General features: G+C 33.5%; 15 protein-coding genes. 3 read left to right on the top strand and 12 right to left on the bottom strand.

Annotated elements, in window-relative coordinates; all coding sequences use genetic code 11:
• Positions 1–58: 58 nt before the first annotated feature.
• The 12 genes from ABJF52_RS00075 to ABJF52_RS00020 all read right to left on the bottom strand — a co-directional run bounded on the left by ABJF52_RS00075 (position 59) and on the right by ABJF52_RS00020 (position 12673).
• On the bottom strand, positions 59–685 hold the full coding sequence (locus tag ABJF52_RS00075) for a carbonic anhydrase family protein (protein WP_348144476.1): 627 nt from the start codon (positions 683–685) through the stop codon (positions 59–61).
• 22 nt (positions 686–707) lie between these two features.
• Positions 708–1487, bottom strand: coding sequence for a universal stress protein (locus ABJF52_RS00070; RefSeq protein WP_348144473.1), 780 nt, complete (start codon positions 1485–1487; stop codon positions 708–710).
• Positions 1488–1532: 45 nt separating this feature from the next.
• Entirely contained in the window at positions 1533–3125 is a 1593-nt protein-coding gene (locus ABJF52_RS00065) for a SulP family inorganic anion transporter (protein WP_348144470.1), read from the bottom strand.
• Positions 3126–3199: 74 nt separating this feature from the next.
• Positions 3200–3502, bottom strand: coding sequence for a hypothetical protein (locus tag ABJF52_RS00060; RefSeq protein ID WP_348144467.1), 303 nt, complete (start codon positions 3500–3502; stop codon positions 3200–3202).
• 55 nt (positions 3503–3557) lie between these two features.
• On the bottom strand, positions 3558–4325 hold the full coding sequence (locus tag ABJF52_RS00055; RefSeq protein ID WP_348144464.1) for a tetratricopeptide repeat protein: 768 nt from the start codon (positions 4323–4325) through the stop codon (positions 3558–3560).
• Positions 4326–4343: 18 nt separating this feature from the next.
• Positions 4344–6122, bottom strand: a complete 1779-nt coding sequence (locus ABJF52_RS00050) for a BatD family protein (protein ID WP_348144462.1) — start codon at positions 6120–6122, stop codon at positions 4344–4346.
• A 5-nt stretch (positions 6123–6127) separates the two neighbouring features.
• Positions 6128–6994: a tetratricopeptide repeat protein gene (locus tag ABJF52_RS00045; RefSeq protein WP_348144460.1), complete on the bottom strand. Its 867-nt coding sequence runs from the start codon at positions 6992–6994 to the stop codon at positions 6128–6130.
• Positions 6995–6996: 2 nt separating this feature from the next.
• Complete coding sequence (locus tag ABJF52_RS00040; protein WP_348144457.1) at positions 6997–8049, bottom strand: VWA domain-containing protein; 1053 nt, start codon at positions 8047–8049, stop codon at positions 6997–6999.
• 6 nt (positions 8050–8055) lie between these two features.
• Positions 8056–9054 carry a VWA domain-containing protein gene (locus ABJF52_RS00035; protein ID WP_348144454.1) on the bottom strand — a complete coding sequence of 333 codons (999 nt, stop codon included), beginning with the start codon at positions 9052–9054 and terminating at the stop codon, positions 8056–8058.
• The gene (locus tag ABJF52_RS00030; protein WP_348144451.1) at positions 9055–10716 is read right to left on the bottom strand and encodes a hypothetical protein; all 1662 of its coding nucleotides are present in this window, start codon (positions 10714–10716) and stop codon (positions 9055–9057) included.
• On the bottom strand, positions 10716–11582 hold the full coding sequence (locus ABJF52_RS00025) for a DUF58 domain-containing protein (protein ID WP_348144448.1): 867 nt from the start codon (positions 11580–11582) through the stop codon (positions 10716–10718). Before ABJF52_RS00025 ends, ABJF52_RS00030 begins: the two co-directional genes overlap by 1 nt.
• An 89-nt stretch (positions 11583–11671) precedes the next feature.
• Entirely contained in the window at positions 11672–12673 is a 1002-nt protein-coding gene (locus ABJF52_RS00020) for a MoxR family ATPase (protein WP_348144445.1), read from the bottom strand.
• A 158-nt stretch (positions 12674–12831) separates the two neighbouring features.
• On the opposite strand from ABJF52_RS00020, the gene ABJF52_RS00015 reads away from it, so the two are divergent.
• The 3 genes from ABJF52_RS00015 to ABJF52_RS00005 form a co-directional block, all read left to right on the top strand.
• On the top strand, positions 12832–13707 hold the full coding sequence (locus tag ABJF52_RS00015; RefSeq protein WP_348144442.1) for an aldo/keto reductase: 876 nt from the start codon (positions 12832–12834) through the stop codon (positions 13705–13707).
• A 12-nt stretch (positions 13708–13719) separates the two neighbouring features.
• Complete coding sequence (locus ABJF52_RS00010) at positions 13720–14478, top strand: SDR family NAD(P)-dependent oxidoreductase (RefSeq protein WP_348144439.1); 759 nt, start codon at positions 13720–13722, stop codon at positions 14476–14478.
• A gap of 37 nt (positions 14479–14515) precedes the next feature.
• A partial coding sequence (locus tag ABJF52_RS00005) for an ATP-binding protein (RefSeq protein ID WP_348144436.1) occupies positions 14516–14934 on the top strand: 419 nt, incomplete at its 3' end.

The following is a 14934-nucleotide window of genomic DNA, read 5'->3' as shown; positions in this document are numbered from 1 at the left end:
TTTATGAAAAAAGCCAATGTTAAACATTGGCTTTTTAAACTAAAAATAAGGTTGATTTTTAATAGAAATCAACAGCACCAGTAGAAATATTGTACATGGCACCAACAATCTTAATTTCACCTTTTTCTTCCATTTCAGCAAGAATAGGGCTCAAAGTTCTAATGTTATTTATGGTTATTTCAACATTTTTAGCTGAAACTTCATCAACAAAGTCTAAGTTTTTAGAATTTCTAAGATTTTCGTCTGCAGGTTCTACAACGGCCTCAACTGCAGGTTCTATTTTATTAATTAGTGCGGTTAAATTTCCTAATCTTGCATGGTCACATGCACCCTTTATTGCACCACAGCTAGTATGACCTAATACTACAATTAATTTCGTGCCAGCAAGCTTGCAACCAAATTCCATACTTCCTAAAATATCTTCATTCACAAAATTTCCTGCAATACGAATACTAAAAATATCGCCAAGTCCTTGGTCGAATACCAACTCGGCCGATACACGTGAATCTATACAGCTTAAAATTGTAGCAAATGGGAATTGCCCTTCACTAGTATCGTTAACTTGTTCTAAAAGATTTCTATTGGCTTTTAAATTATCCTGAAAACGTTGGTTTCCTTCTTTTAGAAAAAGTAACGACTTTTCAGGGGTCATTGTATCTTGTGTTTCTTTTGTATGTGCTTTCATAATTGTTTATTTTATTTTAGTACTATTCCATTAATAGAACAGGTACGTTAAGATTTTCTATAATATCGTTTATTTTTAAGGGCTTTGTCGTAGTATTTCTATTAAGACAAACAAGATTTAAATTGCTCTTAGAAACGAATTTTGAGATATTCTGCATAACATTATCGCTTTTGTCGAAAATGAATTCGACGGTACTTTTATTAGCAATTGCAGTCTCAGCTTTATTTGAATCATTTAAAATTTTAAATGATTTAATGGGTTTTTTACTACGCTCAAGTAAATCTTCAGTAAATTGATATTTAGTAAAAGATTCGATATCATTTAAGACACCTAATGATAAATCATTGTTTAAGTCAAAACATATTTCATTATCAGTAATAAAAATCGGCCCGTTATGTTTTTTAAGAATAAATTGAATTGAATCTACTCTTAATTTGTTAGATAGTTTTGATTTTTTCTTACCCAATACCACTATATCTGGCTTTTTCTCCTCTAAATAGGATGAAATCTCATTTTTTAAATTGCCAAATGTAAGTGTATACGATAAGGGAATATCATAATCCTTAGAAAACGAACTTACTATTGATTTAAGCTTATTTTCAGCAGCTACATATTTGCTACTAATGTTACGCATTGCTGATAGTTGACTTTCCTTATTTACAACATCAAGTGCTTTTTTTACATGGAGAAGTTCAATTTCACCATTTATCATCTTTGCTAAGTTGATTGCACTCTTTATATTGGTGTCCATCGATTCTTTTAAATCGGTGAAAATCACTATTTTATATTTATTGTTTTTCATAATGTTAAATTCTTTAATTTAAAATAGTATCGTTAGACACCATTTTTAGCTTAAGCTTATGTTTGATTTTGGTCGTTGTTCAAAGAACTCGATATAACTTGGTGGGTTTTCAACAACACCTCTTTTCGATACTAGTTTTATATCAATATTTCGCTCTTTAGCCTTTAAACTAAAGTCGTCTAATATTTCAATAATATCATGGTCTAAGTATCTGGTTTTTAAAATGTCTAATTCTAAATAAGTGTCTCTTGGTAGACTATCCAATTCTTTTAGAATAGCTCCTTTGTTGAAAAAAGTTACTTCTTCTGCTAAAGACATTTTTATTTTGTGCTTTCCATTACTGTTATCTTCAATATGTAGAAAATGAGAATTTTGATAGCTTTTTAGCAAAATCACAATAATACCAACAGCTAATCCTAAACATATACCAACTAACAAATCTGTAAATACAATACCGAATACAGTTACAAAAAATGGTATAGATTGTTTCCAACCAAGTTTATACATTTTTGCAAATAAGGCTGGTTTTGCTAATTTATACCCTACGATTAGTAAAACAGCTGCTAAAACAGATAAAGGAATCATGTTTAACAGTCTAGGAATAAGTACAACGGATATTAATAATAATAAACCATGAAAAATCGCTGATAGCTTGGATCTACCTCCTGATTGAATATTTGCCGAACTACGAACAATAACCTGAGTAATTGGCAATCCACCTATCATACCTGATAATATGTTACCGGCACCTTGCGCAAGTAATTCTCTATTTGTTGGAGTCACATTTTTATGTGGGTCTAATTTATCTGTCGCTTCAACACACAATAAGGTCTCTAAACTCGCTACCAATGCTATGGTAAAACCGGTTACCCAAACCTGTGGATTGGATATAGCACTAAAATTAGGAAAGCTAAACTGCCCTATAAATGATGCTGCGTCTTCAGGTACTGGTACACTTACTAAATGGTCTGCAGAAATAGAAAATACTTCACTATTCTGGGTTAGTATAAAAAATATTATCCCGACAGCCACGGCTACTAAGGGACCTTGAATTATTTGAAAAATTTTACCTTTTTTTGATAATACTTTATCCCATAATAATAGTATGGCTAAACCTATAAATGCAACTACGGTAGCTCCTGGACTAATATTATTAATTGTATTTAGAATTTCTGAAAAAGTATTTTCCCCGTCTACTTGAAAAAATGCCCAATCTCCTTCAGGGTCAGGATCATACCCAAAAAAGTGTGGAATTTGTTTAAGAATAATAATAATTCCAATTCCGGTAAGCATTCCTTTAATTACGGAAGATGGAAAATAGTAACCAATAACACCTGCTTTAAGAATACCGAATATAATTTGAATTATACCTCCTAAAACTACGGCTACTAAAAAGTTTTGATAACCACCTAATGCTCCTATGGCAGTTAAAACAATTGCAGCTAAACCAGCTGCCGGCCCACTAACTCCAATTTTAGAACCACTTAAGGCTCCAACAAATATACCACCAATTATACCGGCTATTAAACCTGAGAATAAGGGTGCGCCACTTGCTAATGCAATACCTAGACATAAAGGTAAAGCAACGAAAAACACTACAATACTTGCAGGTAAATCATTTTTTAAATATTTGAACATATATAATAATTATAGTGTCCTCAATAGGAATTGAGGACAAGTTTTTTACTGTCTAAATTAATCTGATACGAAATTTAGCTAATATGTTCTGGAGGGGGGAGTAGAATTTCTAGTGTGAAATCTACAAATCGTAAAGTGTAGTAATCTGTTTTGTCTGATTGATCGGATAAAGTAATTAATGAAAAATTAAAATATCCATCATTAAGCATTTTCTCTTCAAGTGAAGATTTTTTGATAACCTCTTGTTGCTCTTCTTCGTTAAGATTTGTTATAATTATAGGATTGTCCGTATCGAGTAGTGTTATTATACTCGGCGCCGTAATGGCAAAAAGCCATAAAAAAAGTAAAAGAAAACGACTAAATACTTTCATGTTCATTTAAAAATGAATGGCAAATATAGCATGACAATTTTTATTAGAAGTTAAGGAAGTATTAAAAATCTTTAATAATCTTAATGTTTTCGGACGAAATCCACCCTGTTTGGCCATCTGCAAGCTGAATTTCGTTCCATTCTTTCAATGTGCCAATTACATTTACTTTGGTTCCTTCATGAAGAATAAAGGATTGTTGACTTCTGTCATTAGGTTCAGTTTTAACCTGACTTTCTTTAACAAAAACAATCGCGGGATTATTTTTATTAAAGTCATCGAACTCTATGTAAGCAAATACAGCTGCCAATACTGAAAATAATAAAGCTATTAAACTAGTTATAAATGCGATACGTTTTCTGGTAGCATAATTAAAGAAATAAAAAGCGATGTACAGTAAAACGAACAAAATCATAAATGCGACAGCTATTTTCGCCCATTGATCAAAAGACAATATTTCCGTAAACTGTTTGTACAAATTAGTAAGACCAGAGGTTGGTAAAGTGTCAATTGCGTCTAAGGTCATATTTTGAGCATATGCTAGATTATTCAAAATTTCGGCATCCTTAGGTTTTAGAAGTAGTGCTTTTTCATAATAATAGATGCTTGGCGCTATTTGATTTAGTTTGTAATAGGCATTGCCAAGATTAAAGTATACTTCTGCAGAATGTTCACCTTTTTCTAAAATTGCTAAATATTGATCTGCTGCAGTTACAAAATTACCTTCATTATAGGCATCATTTCCCTTTTTGAACAATGCATCGTTTTGGGCGAATGCACTTATTTCAAATAGAAATAATATCAATAGTAATATGTAACCTTTATTCTTCACTTCTTTTTTAATATATTTCTATAATTGCTTGTCTAAATAAGACATTACTTCACTCGCATCAGTATAATCTTGTTGCATTTGTACATCTGAAAATGGACTATACCGGGCCATTTCACAATTCTTAAGTAAATTAATAAAACGTTCAATAGTTTTCTCGTCAACGTTCTTTTGAGTCAATAGATTATTGATTTTGTCTTTGCTAAATTCAGCAGTTTCGATTTTTAATTTCGCTTTAAGGTAATTGTGAAGTCCTTTTTCTAATGCTACATAGAATGCTTCTTTGTTGCCTAAAGCTTTTTTTGCAGAGGATAAGTACTTTTTAGCTAGTCTATTGGCCATTCTAATTTTATTCCCTTCTACATCACCAGCTAAATCATCGCGTTTCTTTCTAAAGAAAATAGCTAATGGAATTAATAATAAGGGTAATAACCACCATAAATAAAAGCGCTTGCTACCGAAAAAATTTATGGAAGCAATAGGTGATAAATTGGTATTTAATTTAATAAATGCGAATTGGTCACTTGCTACATTAATGGCTTGCTTATTATTTACGCCAGGTACATTCGCACTTGCTGTTCCACTTGAAGGTCCAGAAACTACGTCAATTAAAATTTCTTCTGAATCAATTGTATTATATTTTGCAGTACTAGGGTCAAAATAACTAAATGAGATACTGGGGATAGGGTATTTACCTTTGTAGGCTGGTACAATAGTATAGTTATTTGCGACTTTTCCCTGCATTCCTGTAATGGTAGTTTTTACATTCTCGTCAAATTCAGGTTCGTAGACTTCTAATGAACTAGGTAATATTGGTTCTGGTAGCTTAAATAATTTTAAATTTCCTTTACCCGACACTTCTACCTTAGCTTGTAAAGATTCTGATGCATTTAACGTTGTTTTACTTGCTGTAACTTTAAAATCGAAATTACCTACTGCTCCATTAAAATTTGCAGGTTTACCATTTTCAGGTAGTGCTTTTACGTTGATGGTTCTTTTGCCAGCTGATACTGTTTTATTGGCTTGGGAATAGATTCTTCCTCCAAAAAAATCACGTTTTTGCGTAGGTACATCGGCTGTAATTTCTAAGGATAATGGCTCTATCTCTAACTTCCCCGATTTTTGCGGATATAAAACAACACGTTTTAATATTACATATCTAAATGGTTTGCCATCGTAGGTGCCATTTTGTGCATTCAAACGTGTAATCGGAATATCTTGACTCCAAAAGTTATTATAAGTGGGGTTGTCTAAAGGGCGGTAATTTGAAATACCTATTTGCTGACCAAAATATAATTTGTAAACCACAGTAATGGCCTCATTTAGATACGGACGAGCGTTAGAAACTTCTGCTACTAAATGAAGACTTTCATCAGCAATATCATGAGCTGTCATTTGTTCGCTTGGTTTATCTACTGCTGGACCAACCTCTATTTTTTTGGGTAAAGATTTATAGGTTTTGCCATCAATTACAATGGTAGCCTGTTTTATAGTAAACGTACCTTGTGCAGTAGGAGCTATGGTGTAAGAATAGGTTTTTGAATAACTGCGAACTCCATTAATCCACGAAGAACTAATAGATTGAGAAGGTCCCATCAATACTTTAAATCCTTGAAAATCAGGTGGATTAAAATTGTCCCCATCCTTGTTCATAGCAAAATCAACGCGTATGCGTTCATTTATTCCAAGCTTGCTTTTGCTAACTTTTAGCCCAAAGGTAACCTCGTTTTTATCCTGAGCACGTAGTGCAAAAGACAAAACTGTAAAAAGAAAAAGTACTATGTAATTTTTCGTTTTCATTTATATTACCAATCTTTTTCGTTTTTAACTTTAGCGCCCTTTACTTTTTGAGCATCAATTTTTTCTTGAACCTTATCCTCTTCATTCTGCATTGCATCTAGCAGATTTTGAATTTGTTGTTTCGATAACTGATTTGGTCTAGGAGGGGCTTGTTGTTGTTCTTCAGGTTTCTTTTCCTGCTCATCTTTCTCATCTCCTTCGCCCTCTTTATTATCTTCTTTCTCTTGTTCTCCTTTATCGCCCTCGTCCTGCTTATCTTTATTTTCCTCTTCGTTTTCTCCTTCGTCTTCCTTTTTATCTCCGTCCTCTTTTTTGTCTTCGTTTTTTTCTTGATCGTCCTTCTTGTCGTCTTGATCTTGGTTCTGATCATCTTTATTTTCGTCGTCGTTCTTCTGCTCGTCTTGCTCTTTTTTAAACATTTCTTTCGCTAAAGCGAGATTGTAACGTGTCTCTTCATCCTTAGGATTGTTTCTAAGCGCTTCTTTATACGCTTCAACAGCTTTCTCATATTCTTTTCTTTTCATAAAAACATTACCCATGTTATGGTATGCTTTATGCTTTTCTGCCTTATCTTCAGATTTATCACCAGCTTCTTTAAATCTTCCAAAAGCTTCGCTATACGTCTCTTTATTGTAATAAGCATTTCCCAAATTAAAAGGAGCAGCTACATTTTTATCACTTTTCGATATAGCTCTACGATATTCCTTTTCTGCCTCTGTAAATTTATCTTCTGAAATTTGTTTGTTCCCTTCCCAGGTAAGATTTGTAGATTCTGCTAAATCTTTGGCATTAACTTCTTCTAACTCTTCAGCAGTTTGGGCGCTAAGAGATAGTCCTAGAAACAAAAAGAAATATATAAGTTTAAATTTCATACCTATTCGCTTTGCTTTTCGTTGAATAAATTCAATTTTCTAAGCCATTCAGTTTTTCTGTTTAATACAAAAATATCAATAAATAGGAATAGAAGTCCGGCAGCTAAAAACCACTGAAATTGGTCTTTATATTCTGCAAATTGCTTGGCTTCAAATTCTTTTTTATCCATCTGTAATAGTTGATCTTTTATATAATTTACAGCTTCTTCTGTGTTGGAACCATCAATATATTCGCCGTTTCCTTCTTCAGCAATATCTAGTAATACTTCTTGGTTTAGTTTGGTGATAACTACTTCACCTTTACTATCTTTTTTAAGACTTTCTACAACGCCTTTTCTCTTAATAGGAATCGGCGCTCCTTTTGGCTTTCCTACTCCAATTGTGAAAATCCGAATTCCTGCTTCGGTTGCCTCTTCAACAGCATCAATAGTTGTGCCTTCTGAATGATCTTCCCCATCAGATATTACGAACAACACGCGATTGGTTTGTTCTTCATCATCATAGTATGTTGCCGCCAAATCGATTGCAGCATTAATTGCCGTACCCTGTGAGGAAAGCATGTCGGTATTCATATTTTGCAAAAACATTTTTGCTGCACCGTAATCAGTGGTAATAGGTAATTGAGGGTAAGCTTGACCTGCATAGGCTATAATTCCAATTCGGTCACTTGCTAATTGATTAATAATTTCTGACACTAACCGTTTTGCTTTCTCAAGTCTATTAGGCGCAATGTCTTCTGCCAACATACTTTTAGAAACATCGATTGCAAAAACTATATCTACACCTTCTCGCTTTACCGTTTCAAGCTTTGTGCCAATTTTTGGATTTACTAGTCCCAAGGTTAATGAAGAAATACCCAATAGAAATAATATCAACTTTAAAGTGGATTTAAAGTTAGACTTACTTGGTGTTAATTTCTTTAATAGTAATGAATCGGCAAATTTATTTTGTGTTCTTTTTTTCCAGATTTGAAGTAGCACAAAAAGTACTACTATCACCGGTATGATGAAAAGTAGATAGAAATATATTTTTTCGTCTAGTTGTATTGTCGACATCTCTTTTTATATAAAACTTCGGAATACGGTGTTTCTCAAAATCCATTCTAAAAGTAGCAGGGCGCCTGCTAAATAAATCCATGGACGAAATTTTTCCTCGTATCTGTAATATTTAAATTCTTCTATTTCTGTTTTTTCAAGCTTATTAATCTCATCATAGATTGCTTCTAGCTTTTCCTTGTTGGTAGCTCTAAAATATTTGCCGCCAGTAGCAGAAGCAATTTCTTGCAAAAGTTCCTCATCAATTTCTACCTGGCGCATACCATACCTAAAAGTACCATCGGCGTTATATGCTATGGGAGATAATGCATTACCGTTTGTACCAAGGCCAATGGTATAAGTTTTTATGCCAAATTCCACGGCTAAATCTGCGGCAGTTTGTGGTTCAATAAAGCCCGCAGTATTTACACCGTCGGTCAGTAGTATAATTATTTTACTAATCGCTTTGCTCTCTTTTAAGCGATTTACAGAAGTTGCCAATCCCATTCCTATGGCAGTACCATCATTTAATTGGCCATAAGTTATTTCACCTAAAGCTCCTAAAACAATGGACTTGTCACTTGTTATTGGAGTTTTAGTATAACTTTCACCTGCATACGCAATTAAACCAATACGGTCATTTGGTCTTTTAGCAATAAAATCAGAAGCTACTTCTTTTAAAGCTGCTAGTCTATTTGGTTTTAAATCACGAGTTAGCATACTAGACGATACGTCTATGGCCATTACAATATCAATACCTTTTGTTGTTTTGGTACGGGTAGATATGTCTTCGGTTTGTGGTCTTGCCATAGCTACAATAATTGCAGCTAAAGCCAGTAATCTAAGAAGAAATAAACCATGTCTGAGTTTAGGAAGAATACTTTTTTTCGAAAAACCACCAATAGTAGAAATAGTTAGTGCAGCACTTTGCTCTTTTCTTTTAAAAAAATACCATAGCAAAGCCACTGGAAGCAATAGTAGCAACCAGAAAAATTCAGGATTTGCAAATGAAATATTTTCTAACATCTATAGTTCTGTTTTTACTTCTAAAGTGGTTGTAATGCGGTTAACAATTTCGTCGGCATATTCATCATCTGCCAACCATGTAATTAGTATTTGTTGTTGAAAACCTGGTCCGCCAAAACTATAAATCTCATAGTTACCTCGTACTAGATTGTCTGAATCATCTACCTTAAACTTTCCACTTCCATATGTTTTTAAGCCTTTAACTCCTGAAATGGTTGAGAATTCATCATTTTTAGTGATAATATTCTTAGCTCCTTTTTTCTCAAAATTGGCTATTAGATTCTCAATGGTCTTTTCGTGATCGGGCTCATTTTGTTCTACAAAAAGTGTTGAAGTGGCTGCAACGGTGAATAATGCATCATTGTTTTGATAACTGAAGGTGCTTAATTCTTTTATTTTACCTTGTGCAGCAGCTGGAATTTTAGTTTTTTGTCGAACTAATACCTCTGGGGTTTCTAAGATAATTGGCGGATAGCCATATGAACTTGATACCCATTCATTATCCAATAATTTTTTAGATTCGTTACCAGTAACAGTATCCCAAACTTGTTTAGGGCCATAATGAACAGATAAACCAGCAATTGCTAAAACTATAGCGGCAAGAGTAGCAACACCAGCCATAATCCATTTTTTTCGCTCTTTTTTTCTTGCTAGCTCTTCTTGATATGCCTCTTGTTCTAATAATTCTTCTTCCGTAGGTTCAGGTAATGCATCATGCGTTTTAATCACAATTTGCTCAATCGATTTTCTATGATTTTCAGCAATAGAAGTTTCAGGTTTCGATTTGGCAAATTTTACTAAATCAGCTGTTTGCAAAATTTGCTTAAACTGCTTTAGTGTTTCGTCTTCTAGTTTTAATTCGCCCGCATCTCTCCGCATTTCAAGTTTGTTAATTAATTGATCTGTGGTGCTTTCTAGAGCGGTAACATGAACATCTTCTTCCAGATATGAGCGAACAATGTCTGTTAATTCGGTATAATATTGTTTGTATTCGTCTTGAATAAGATATTTCGAATTCTCTAAGTTTTTTAATTCCAACATTGCTCTATCGTATGGTGGCAATAGCGCTACTTTCTCTTCTTCGGTTAATGGTTTTTTTCTAAAAACAAACCAATAAAGTAAGCTGCCAACAATTAATAATACTGCTAAAATTGCAAATACTATCTTCCAAAATGTTGCATTGTTTTTTTCTACATTAATTAATGGTTTTATGTCGTACATTTTCTGAGCAAGAGTGTCTACAGGTACTGTCGCAACATTAACTAGTAGCGAATCTGTATAAAATGCTTTACCATTAATATCTATAAATTGTGTTGGTAATTTATATTGTCCAGAATCGAACTGGGTAAGCGTGTACGATTTTTGTAAAATGTACCTGCTTTCTTTTTTGGTAGTGTCTGTAGGTAGTGCTTCAACTGTTTCTAGCGGTGAAAATGTTTGACCTTCTGGAAAAATTACTTGAGCTGTAGTGTCGGCATCTACGGTAACTGTAAATTTTATTTGTTCTCCAATTTTTATAGAAGTGGTATCAACACTAGAAGTAATTTTAGGGGCAGTTTGAGAAAATCCGTAAAACGAACTTAGAAATAAGCAAAGAAAAGCATATCGCACTTTAGGCGATATATTTTTCAAAATTCGTATTTCATATTCCATTCCTTGCATTATCCTCTACGTTTAAAATAGCCTAATAATTTTTTCACATAGCTTTCATCAACTCTACAACTTAATACTCCACAACCCGATTTTCTAAATGTTTCTGTGAAATAAGTAACTTTTTCTTGATGATATTTTGCGTAAGACTGCCTTACTTTTTTCGACTGCGTATTTATTACTTGCATTTGCCCTGTTTCCGCATCCTGCATTTGAACCATTCCTAAATTTGGAATTGATTCTTCTCGATGGTCATAAACACGAATCCCAGTTACATCATGTTTGTTTCCAGTAATTTTTAAGGTTTGTTCGTAGTCATCAGCAATAAAATCTGATAATACAAAGACAATTGCCTTTTTCTTAAGCATATTCGACAGGTATCGTAATGCACCAGCTATGTCAGTTTTATTGCTTTTAGGTTTAAATTCGAGTAATTCTCTTATAATTCTAAGGACATGACTTTTTCCCTTTTTCGGTGGGATGAAAAGTTCTACTTCGTCTGAAAATAAAATTAAGCCAGCTTTATCATTATTCTGTAATGCAGAAAACGCTAGGGTTGCAGATATTTCTGTTAGAATTTCTTTTTTGAATTGATTGTTGGTTCCAAATAATTCTGACCCACTTACATCAACCATTAACATCATGGTTAATTCTCGTTCTTCTTCAAAAACTTTTATATATGGTTCGTTGTATCGGGCAGTAACGTTCCAGTCTATTGCTCTTACATCATCACCAAATTGATATTGTCGAACTTCACTAAATGTCATACCACGACCTTTGAAAGTCGAATGATATTCGCCTCCAAAAATATGATCGGAAAGACGCCGTGTCTTAATCTCGATCTTCCGTACTTTTTTAAGTAGTTCTTTAGTATCCATCTATGATAAAAAACAGTTAACAATAATCGGTAAAATGGTTGGCACCGTAAAACGAATAGTAGTTTGCCAAATATTTACAATCAACTGTTTTAAGGCACTTCGATTTCGTTTACAATCTTATTGATGATTTCTTCAGAAGTAATGTTTTCTGCTTCAGCTTCATATGTAATGCCAATTCTGTGGCGCAATACATCATGGACTACAGCACGAACATCTTCAGGTACCACATAACCTCTTCGTTTAATAAATGCATAACATTTGGCAGCGTTACCTAAATTAATACTACCACGGGGAGATGCTCCAAAATTTATTAAAGGTTTAAGAGACTCTAAATTGTATTTTTCTGGATATCTAGTAGCAAAAACTATATCTAATATATATTTCTCAATCTTTTCATCCATGTAAACTTCACGAACAGCTTTTTGGGCACTTAAAATCTGCTCCAATGAAACCACAGGATTTACAGTTTCATATTTACCCAAAAGATTTTGGCGCATAATATTTTGTTCTTCGGCCATTTTAGGATAATCTATTACTGTTTTTAGCATAAATCTATCTACCTGAGCTTCTGGTAACGGATATGTTCCTTCTTGTTCAACTGGGTTTTGAGTGGCCATAACTAAAAATGGCTTGTCTAAAATAAAGGTCTCATCACCAATGGTAACTTGCTTTTCTTGCATTGCCTCAAGTAATGCCGATTGTACCTTTGCGGGTGCACGGTTAATTTCATCTGCTAATACAAAATTTGCAAAAATTGGACCTTTTTTAATTGAAAAGTCATTTACCTTCATATTGTAAATCATAGTACCTACAACATCTGCTGGTAAAAGGTCGGGTGTAAATTGTATTCTACTAAAGCTGCCTTTTACAGCCTTAGCTAGTGTATTAATTGCAAGAGTTTTAGCTAAACCGGGTACACCTTCTAACAAGATGTGCCCTTGGCCTAAAAGTCCAATCAGTAATCGTTCAACCATATGTTTTTGGCCAACGATAACCTTGTTCATTTCTGTAGTGAGCAAGTCGATAAATGCACTTTCTTGTGCAATTTTTTCGTTTACTGCGCTAATATCCACAGTAGTATTATCATCCATAAGAAGCGTAATTTTTAGTCTATAAATATAGTTGGTTGAATAGTAGGGCGCAAATTGAAAATTTATTTAATCATTGCCTGTTAATGATTGGTTAAAAATGGTGAATACACCTAATATTTAGGAAGTTTTTAAGGTAAATATTTTAATTTCACCTACCTATGACAAATATTTCTGAAAACACTAGAATTATTGCAGGAACTATGACTTGGGGAAGTTGGGGAAAACGACTTTCTAAATCTGCAATGATAGACTTAATGCAATACTGCTTTTCAATAGGTATTACCACATTTGATCATGCAGATATTTATGGAGGATATTCTACTGAAGAAGAATTTGGAGCGGCTTTTAAAGAAAGTGGAATTTCACGAGATAGTATTTGTTTAATTAGCAAATGTGGTATTCAAATGCCAAGTTATAATCGAACTACGAAACTTAAACATTACAATTATTCCGAGCATCATATCATTACCTCTGTTGAACAGTCTCTTGAAAATTTAAAAACAGATTACTTAGATTTTCTATTATTACATCGACCCTCACCTTTAATGGACCCAAAAGAAATAGGTTCAGCCATTAAAAAATTGAAAAAATCTGGAAAGATAAAAAGTGTTGGCGTTTCTAATTTTACAAGATCTCAAATTAAGATGTTTAATGCGTATATGCCTTTGGAAGCCAATCAAATAGAATTCTCTTTAACGCAACATTCGGCAATGTATAATGGGATTTTAGATGACTGTATTGAAAATTCTAGATTGGCTATGGCGTGGAGTCCTTTAGGAATTTATTTTAAAGAAGATAACAAGACGACAAAAAGAATTAAAAGCGTTTTGAATATTTTGGCGAAAAAATATCAAGTATCTGAAAATCAATTGCTTTTGGCTTGGTTGTTAAGGCATCCAGCTCATATAAAACCAGTTGTGGGTACAACTAGTAAAGAAAGATTACAAGAATCTCTTGAGGCAATAAAAATTGAACTTGATTTAGAAGATTGGTTTCTTTTACTAGAAGCTAGTAGAGGGCACGAAGTCGAATAATATAATTTAGATATGTCAAAAACAGTATTAATTACAGGAGCAACTAGTGGAATTGGTTATGCTACAGCAGTATTATTAGCTGAAAAAGGCTTTCGGTTAATTCTTTGTGGTAGAAGACAAGAACGACTAGATGAATTACAAAATAAGTTTTCTGTAGCTGCCAAGGTAAGCACCTTAAATTTTGATATCAGAGACCGATCCGCTGTTTTAAAAGCCATAAATTCTTTGCCCGAAGCGTTTAAAGAAATAGATGTTTTAATTAATAATGCGGGTAATGCACATGGCTTAGATCCTATTGATAAAGGTAGTTTAGATGATTGGGATGCCATGTTGGATATTAATGTGAAAGGCCTACTATATGTTTCTAAGGCTGTTCTCCCTCAGATGGTGGCAAGAAAGTCTGGGCATATTATTAATATTGGTTCTACAGCAGGAAAAGAAGTATATCCGAATGGGAATGTTTATTGTGCGAGTAAACATGCCGTTGATGCCATAAATCAGGGAATGCGAATTGATTTAAATGCTTATGGTATTCGTGTAGGAGCAGTGAATCCTGGAATGGTAGCTACGGAATTTAGTGATGTTCGTTTTAAAGGTGATACGGATAAGGCGAAGAATGTCTATAAAGGTTTTCAAGCATTAAAGGCTGAAGATATTGCTGATATTATCCACTTTGTTATATCAAGACCTTACCATGTAAATATTGCAGATTTAGTAGTTATGTCAACAGCGCAAGCGTCTTCTACTATTGTAAATAAAAAAAGTGAATAGTACAAGGTTCTATATAGTAAATAAAAAATAAGCTGCTGTGATTAATAAACGTTTGCTTGTGAAAAATCTTCTCGCTCACAATGATGAGAATAGTTTTTATGACAAAAAACGTTTCATCAATTTCGGTTCTAAAGAAGGGAAAGCTAAATTTTTAAAGCATGTATGTGCGTTGGCAAATAGCAACCCAAAAAACAACTCATTTATTGTAGTTGGAGTGGAAGATGAAGACAATAAAATTGTTGGAGTTGACTTTTTTGATGATAGTAAGATTCAAAATTTAGTTAATGCTTACTTAGAAAACCCACCGTTAATATCCTATGAAAATATTCCCTTTCCATTATTGGAAGAGGGTAAAGTTGTGGGCCTCGTTACCATTAAATCTAATGGTGAAGTTTGTGCCCTGCGAAAGAATATTTGGAAGTATTACGGCGGGGCAGTTTTTTTTAGGGAAGGCAG

The organism is Aurantibacter sp. (assembly GCF_039941195.1).
GTDB lineage: Bacteria > Bacteroidota > Bacteroidia > Flavobacteriales > Flavobacteriaceae > Aurantibacter_A.
The sequence above is the reverse complement of the archived record's forward strand: the minus strand, read 5'-3'. Positions and strand labels throughout refer to the sequence as shown.

Bases quoted from the DNA above. Each gene is read 5' to 3' on its own strand.
- ABJF52_RS00075 (WP_348144476.1), bottom strand. From the start codon at position 685: ATGAAAGCACATACAAAAGAAACACAAGATACAATGACCCCTGAAAAG.
- ABJF52_RS00070 (WP_348144473.1), bottom strand. From the start codon at position 1,487: ATGAAAAACAATAAATATAAAATAGTGATTTTCACCGATTTAAAAGAA.
- ABJF52_RS00065 (WP_348144470.1), bottom strand. From the start codon at position 3,125: ATGTTCAAATATTTAAAAAATGATTTACCTGCAAGTATTGTAGTGTTT.
- ABJF52_RS00060 (WP_348144467.1), bottom strand. From the start codon at position 3,502: ATGAACATGAAAGTATTTAGTCGTTTTCTTTTACTTTTTTTATGGCTT.
- ABJF52_RS00050 (WP_348144462.1), bottom strand. From the start codon at position 6,122: ATGAAAACGAAAAATTACATAGTACTTTTTCTTTTTACAGTTTTGTCT.
- ABJF52_RS00045 (WP_348144460.1), bottom strand. From the start codon at position 6,994: ATGAAATTTAAACTTATATATTTCTTTTTGTTTCTAGGACTATCTCTT.
- ABJF52_RS00040 (WP_348144457.1), bottom strand. From the start codon at position 8,049: ATGTCGACAATACAACTAGACGAAAAAATATATTTCTATCTACTTTTC.
- ABJF52_RS00035 (WP_348144454.1), bottom strand. From the start codon at position 9,054: ATGTTAGAAAATATTTCATTTGCAAATCCTGAATTTTTCTGGTTGCTA.
- ABJF52_RS00030 (WP_348144451.1), bottom strand. From the start codon at position 10,716: ATGCAAGGAATGGAATATGAAATACGAATTTTGAAAAATATATCGCCT.
- ABJF52_RS00025 (WP_348144448.1), bottom strand. From the start codon at position 11,582: ATGGATACTAAAGAACTACTTAAAAAAGTACGGAAGATCGAGATTAAG.
- ABJF52_RS00020 (WP_348144445.1), bottom strand. From the start codon at position 12,673: ATGGATGATAATACTACTGTGGATATTAGCGCAGTAAACGAAAAAATT.
- ABJF52_RS00015 (WP_348144442.1), top strand. From the start codon at position 12,832: ATGACAAATATTTCTGAAAACACTAGAATTATTGCAGGAACTATGACT.
- ABJF52_RS00010 (WP_348144439.1), top strand. From the start codon at position 13,720: ATGTCAAAAACAGTATTAATTACAGGAGCAACTAGTGGAATTGGTTAT.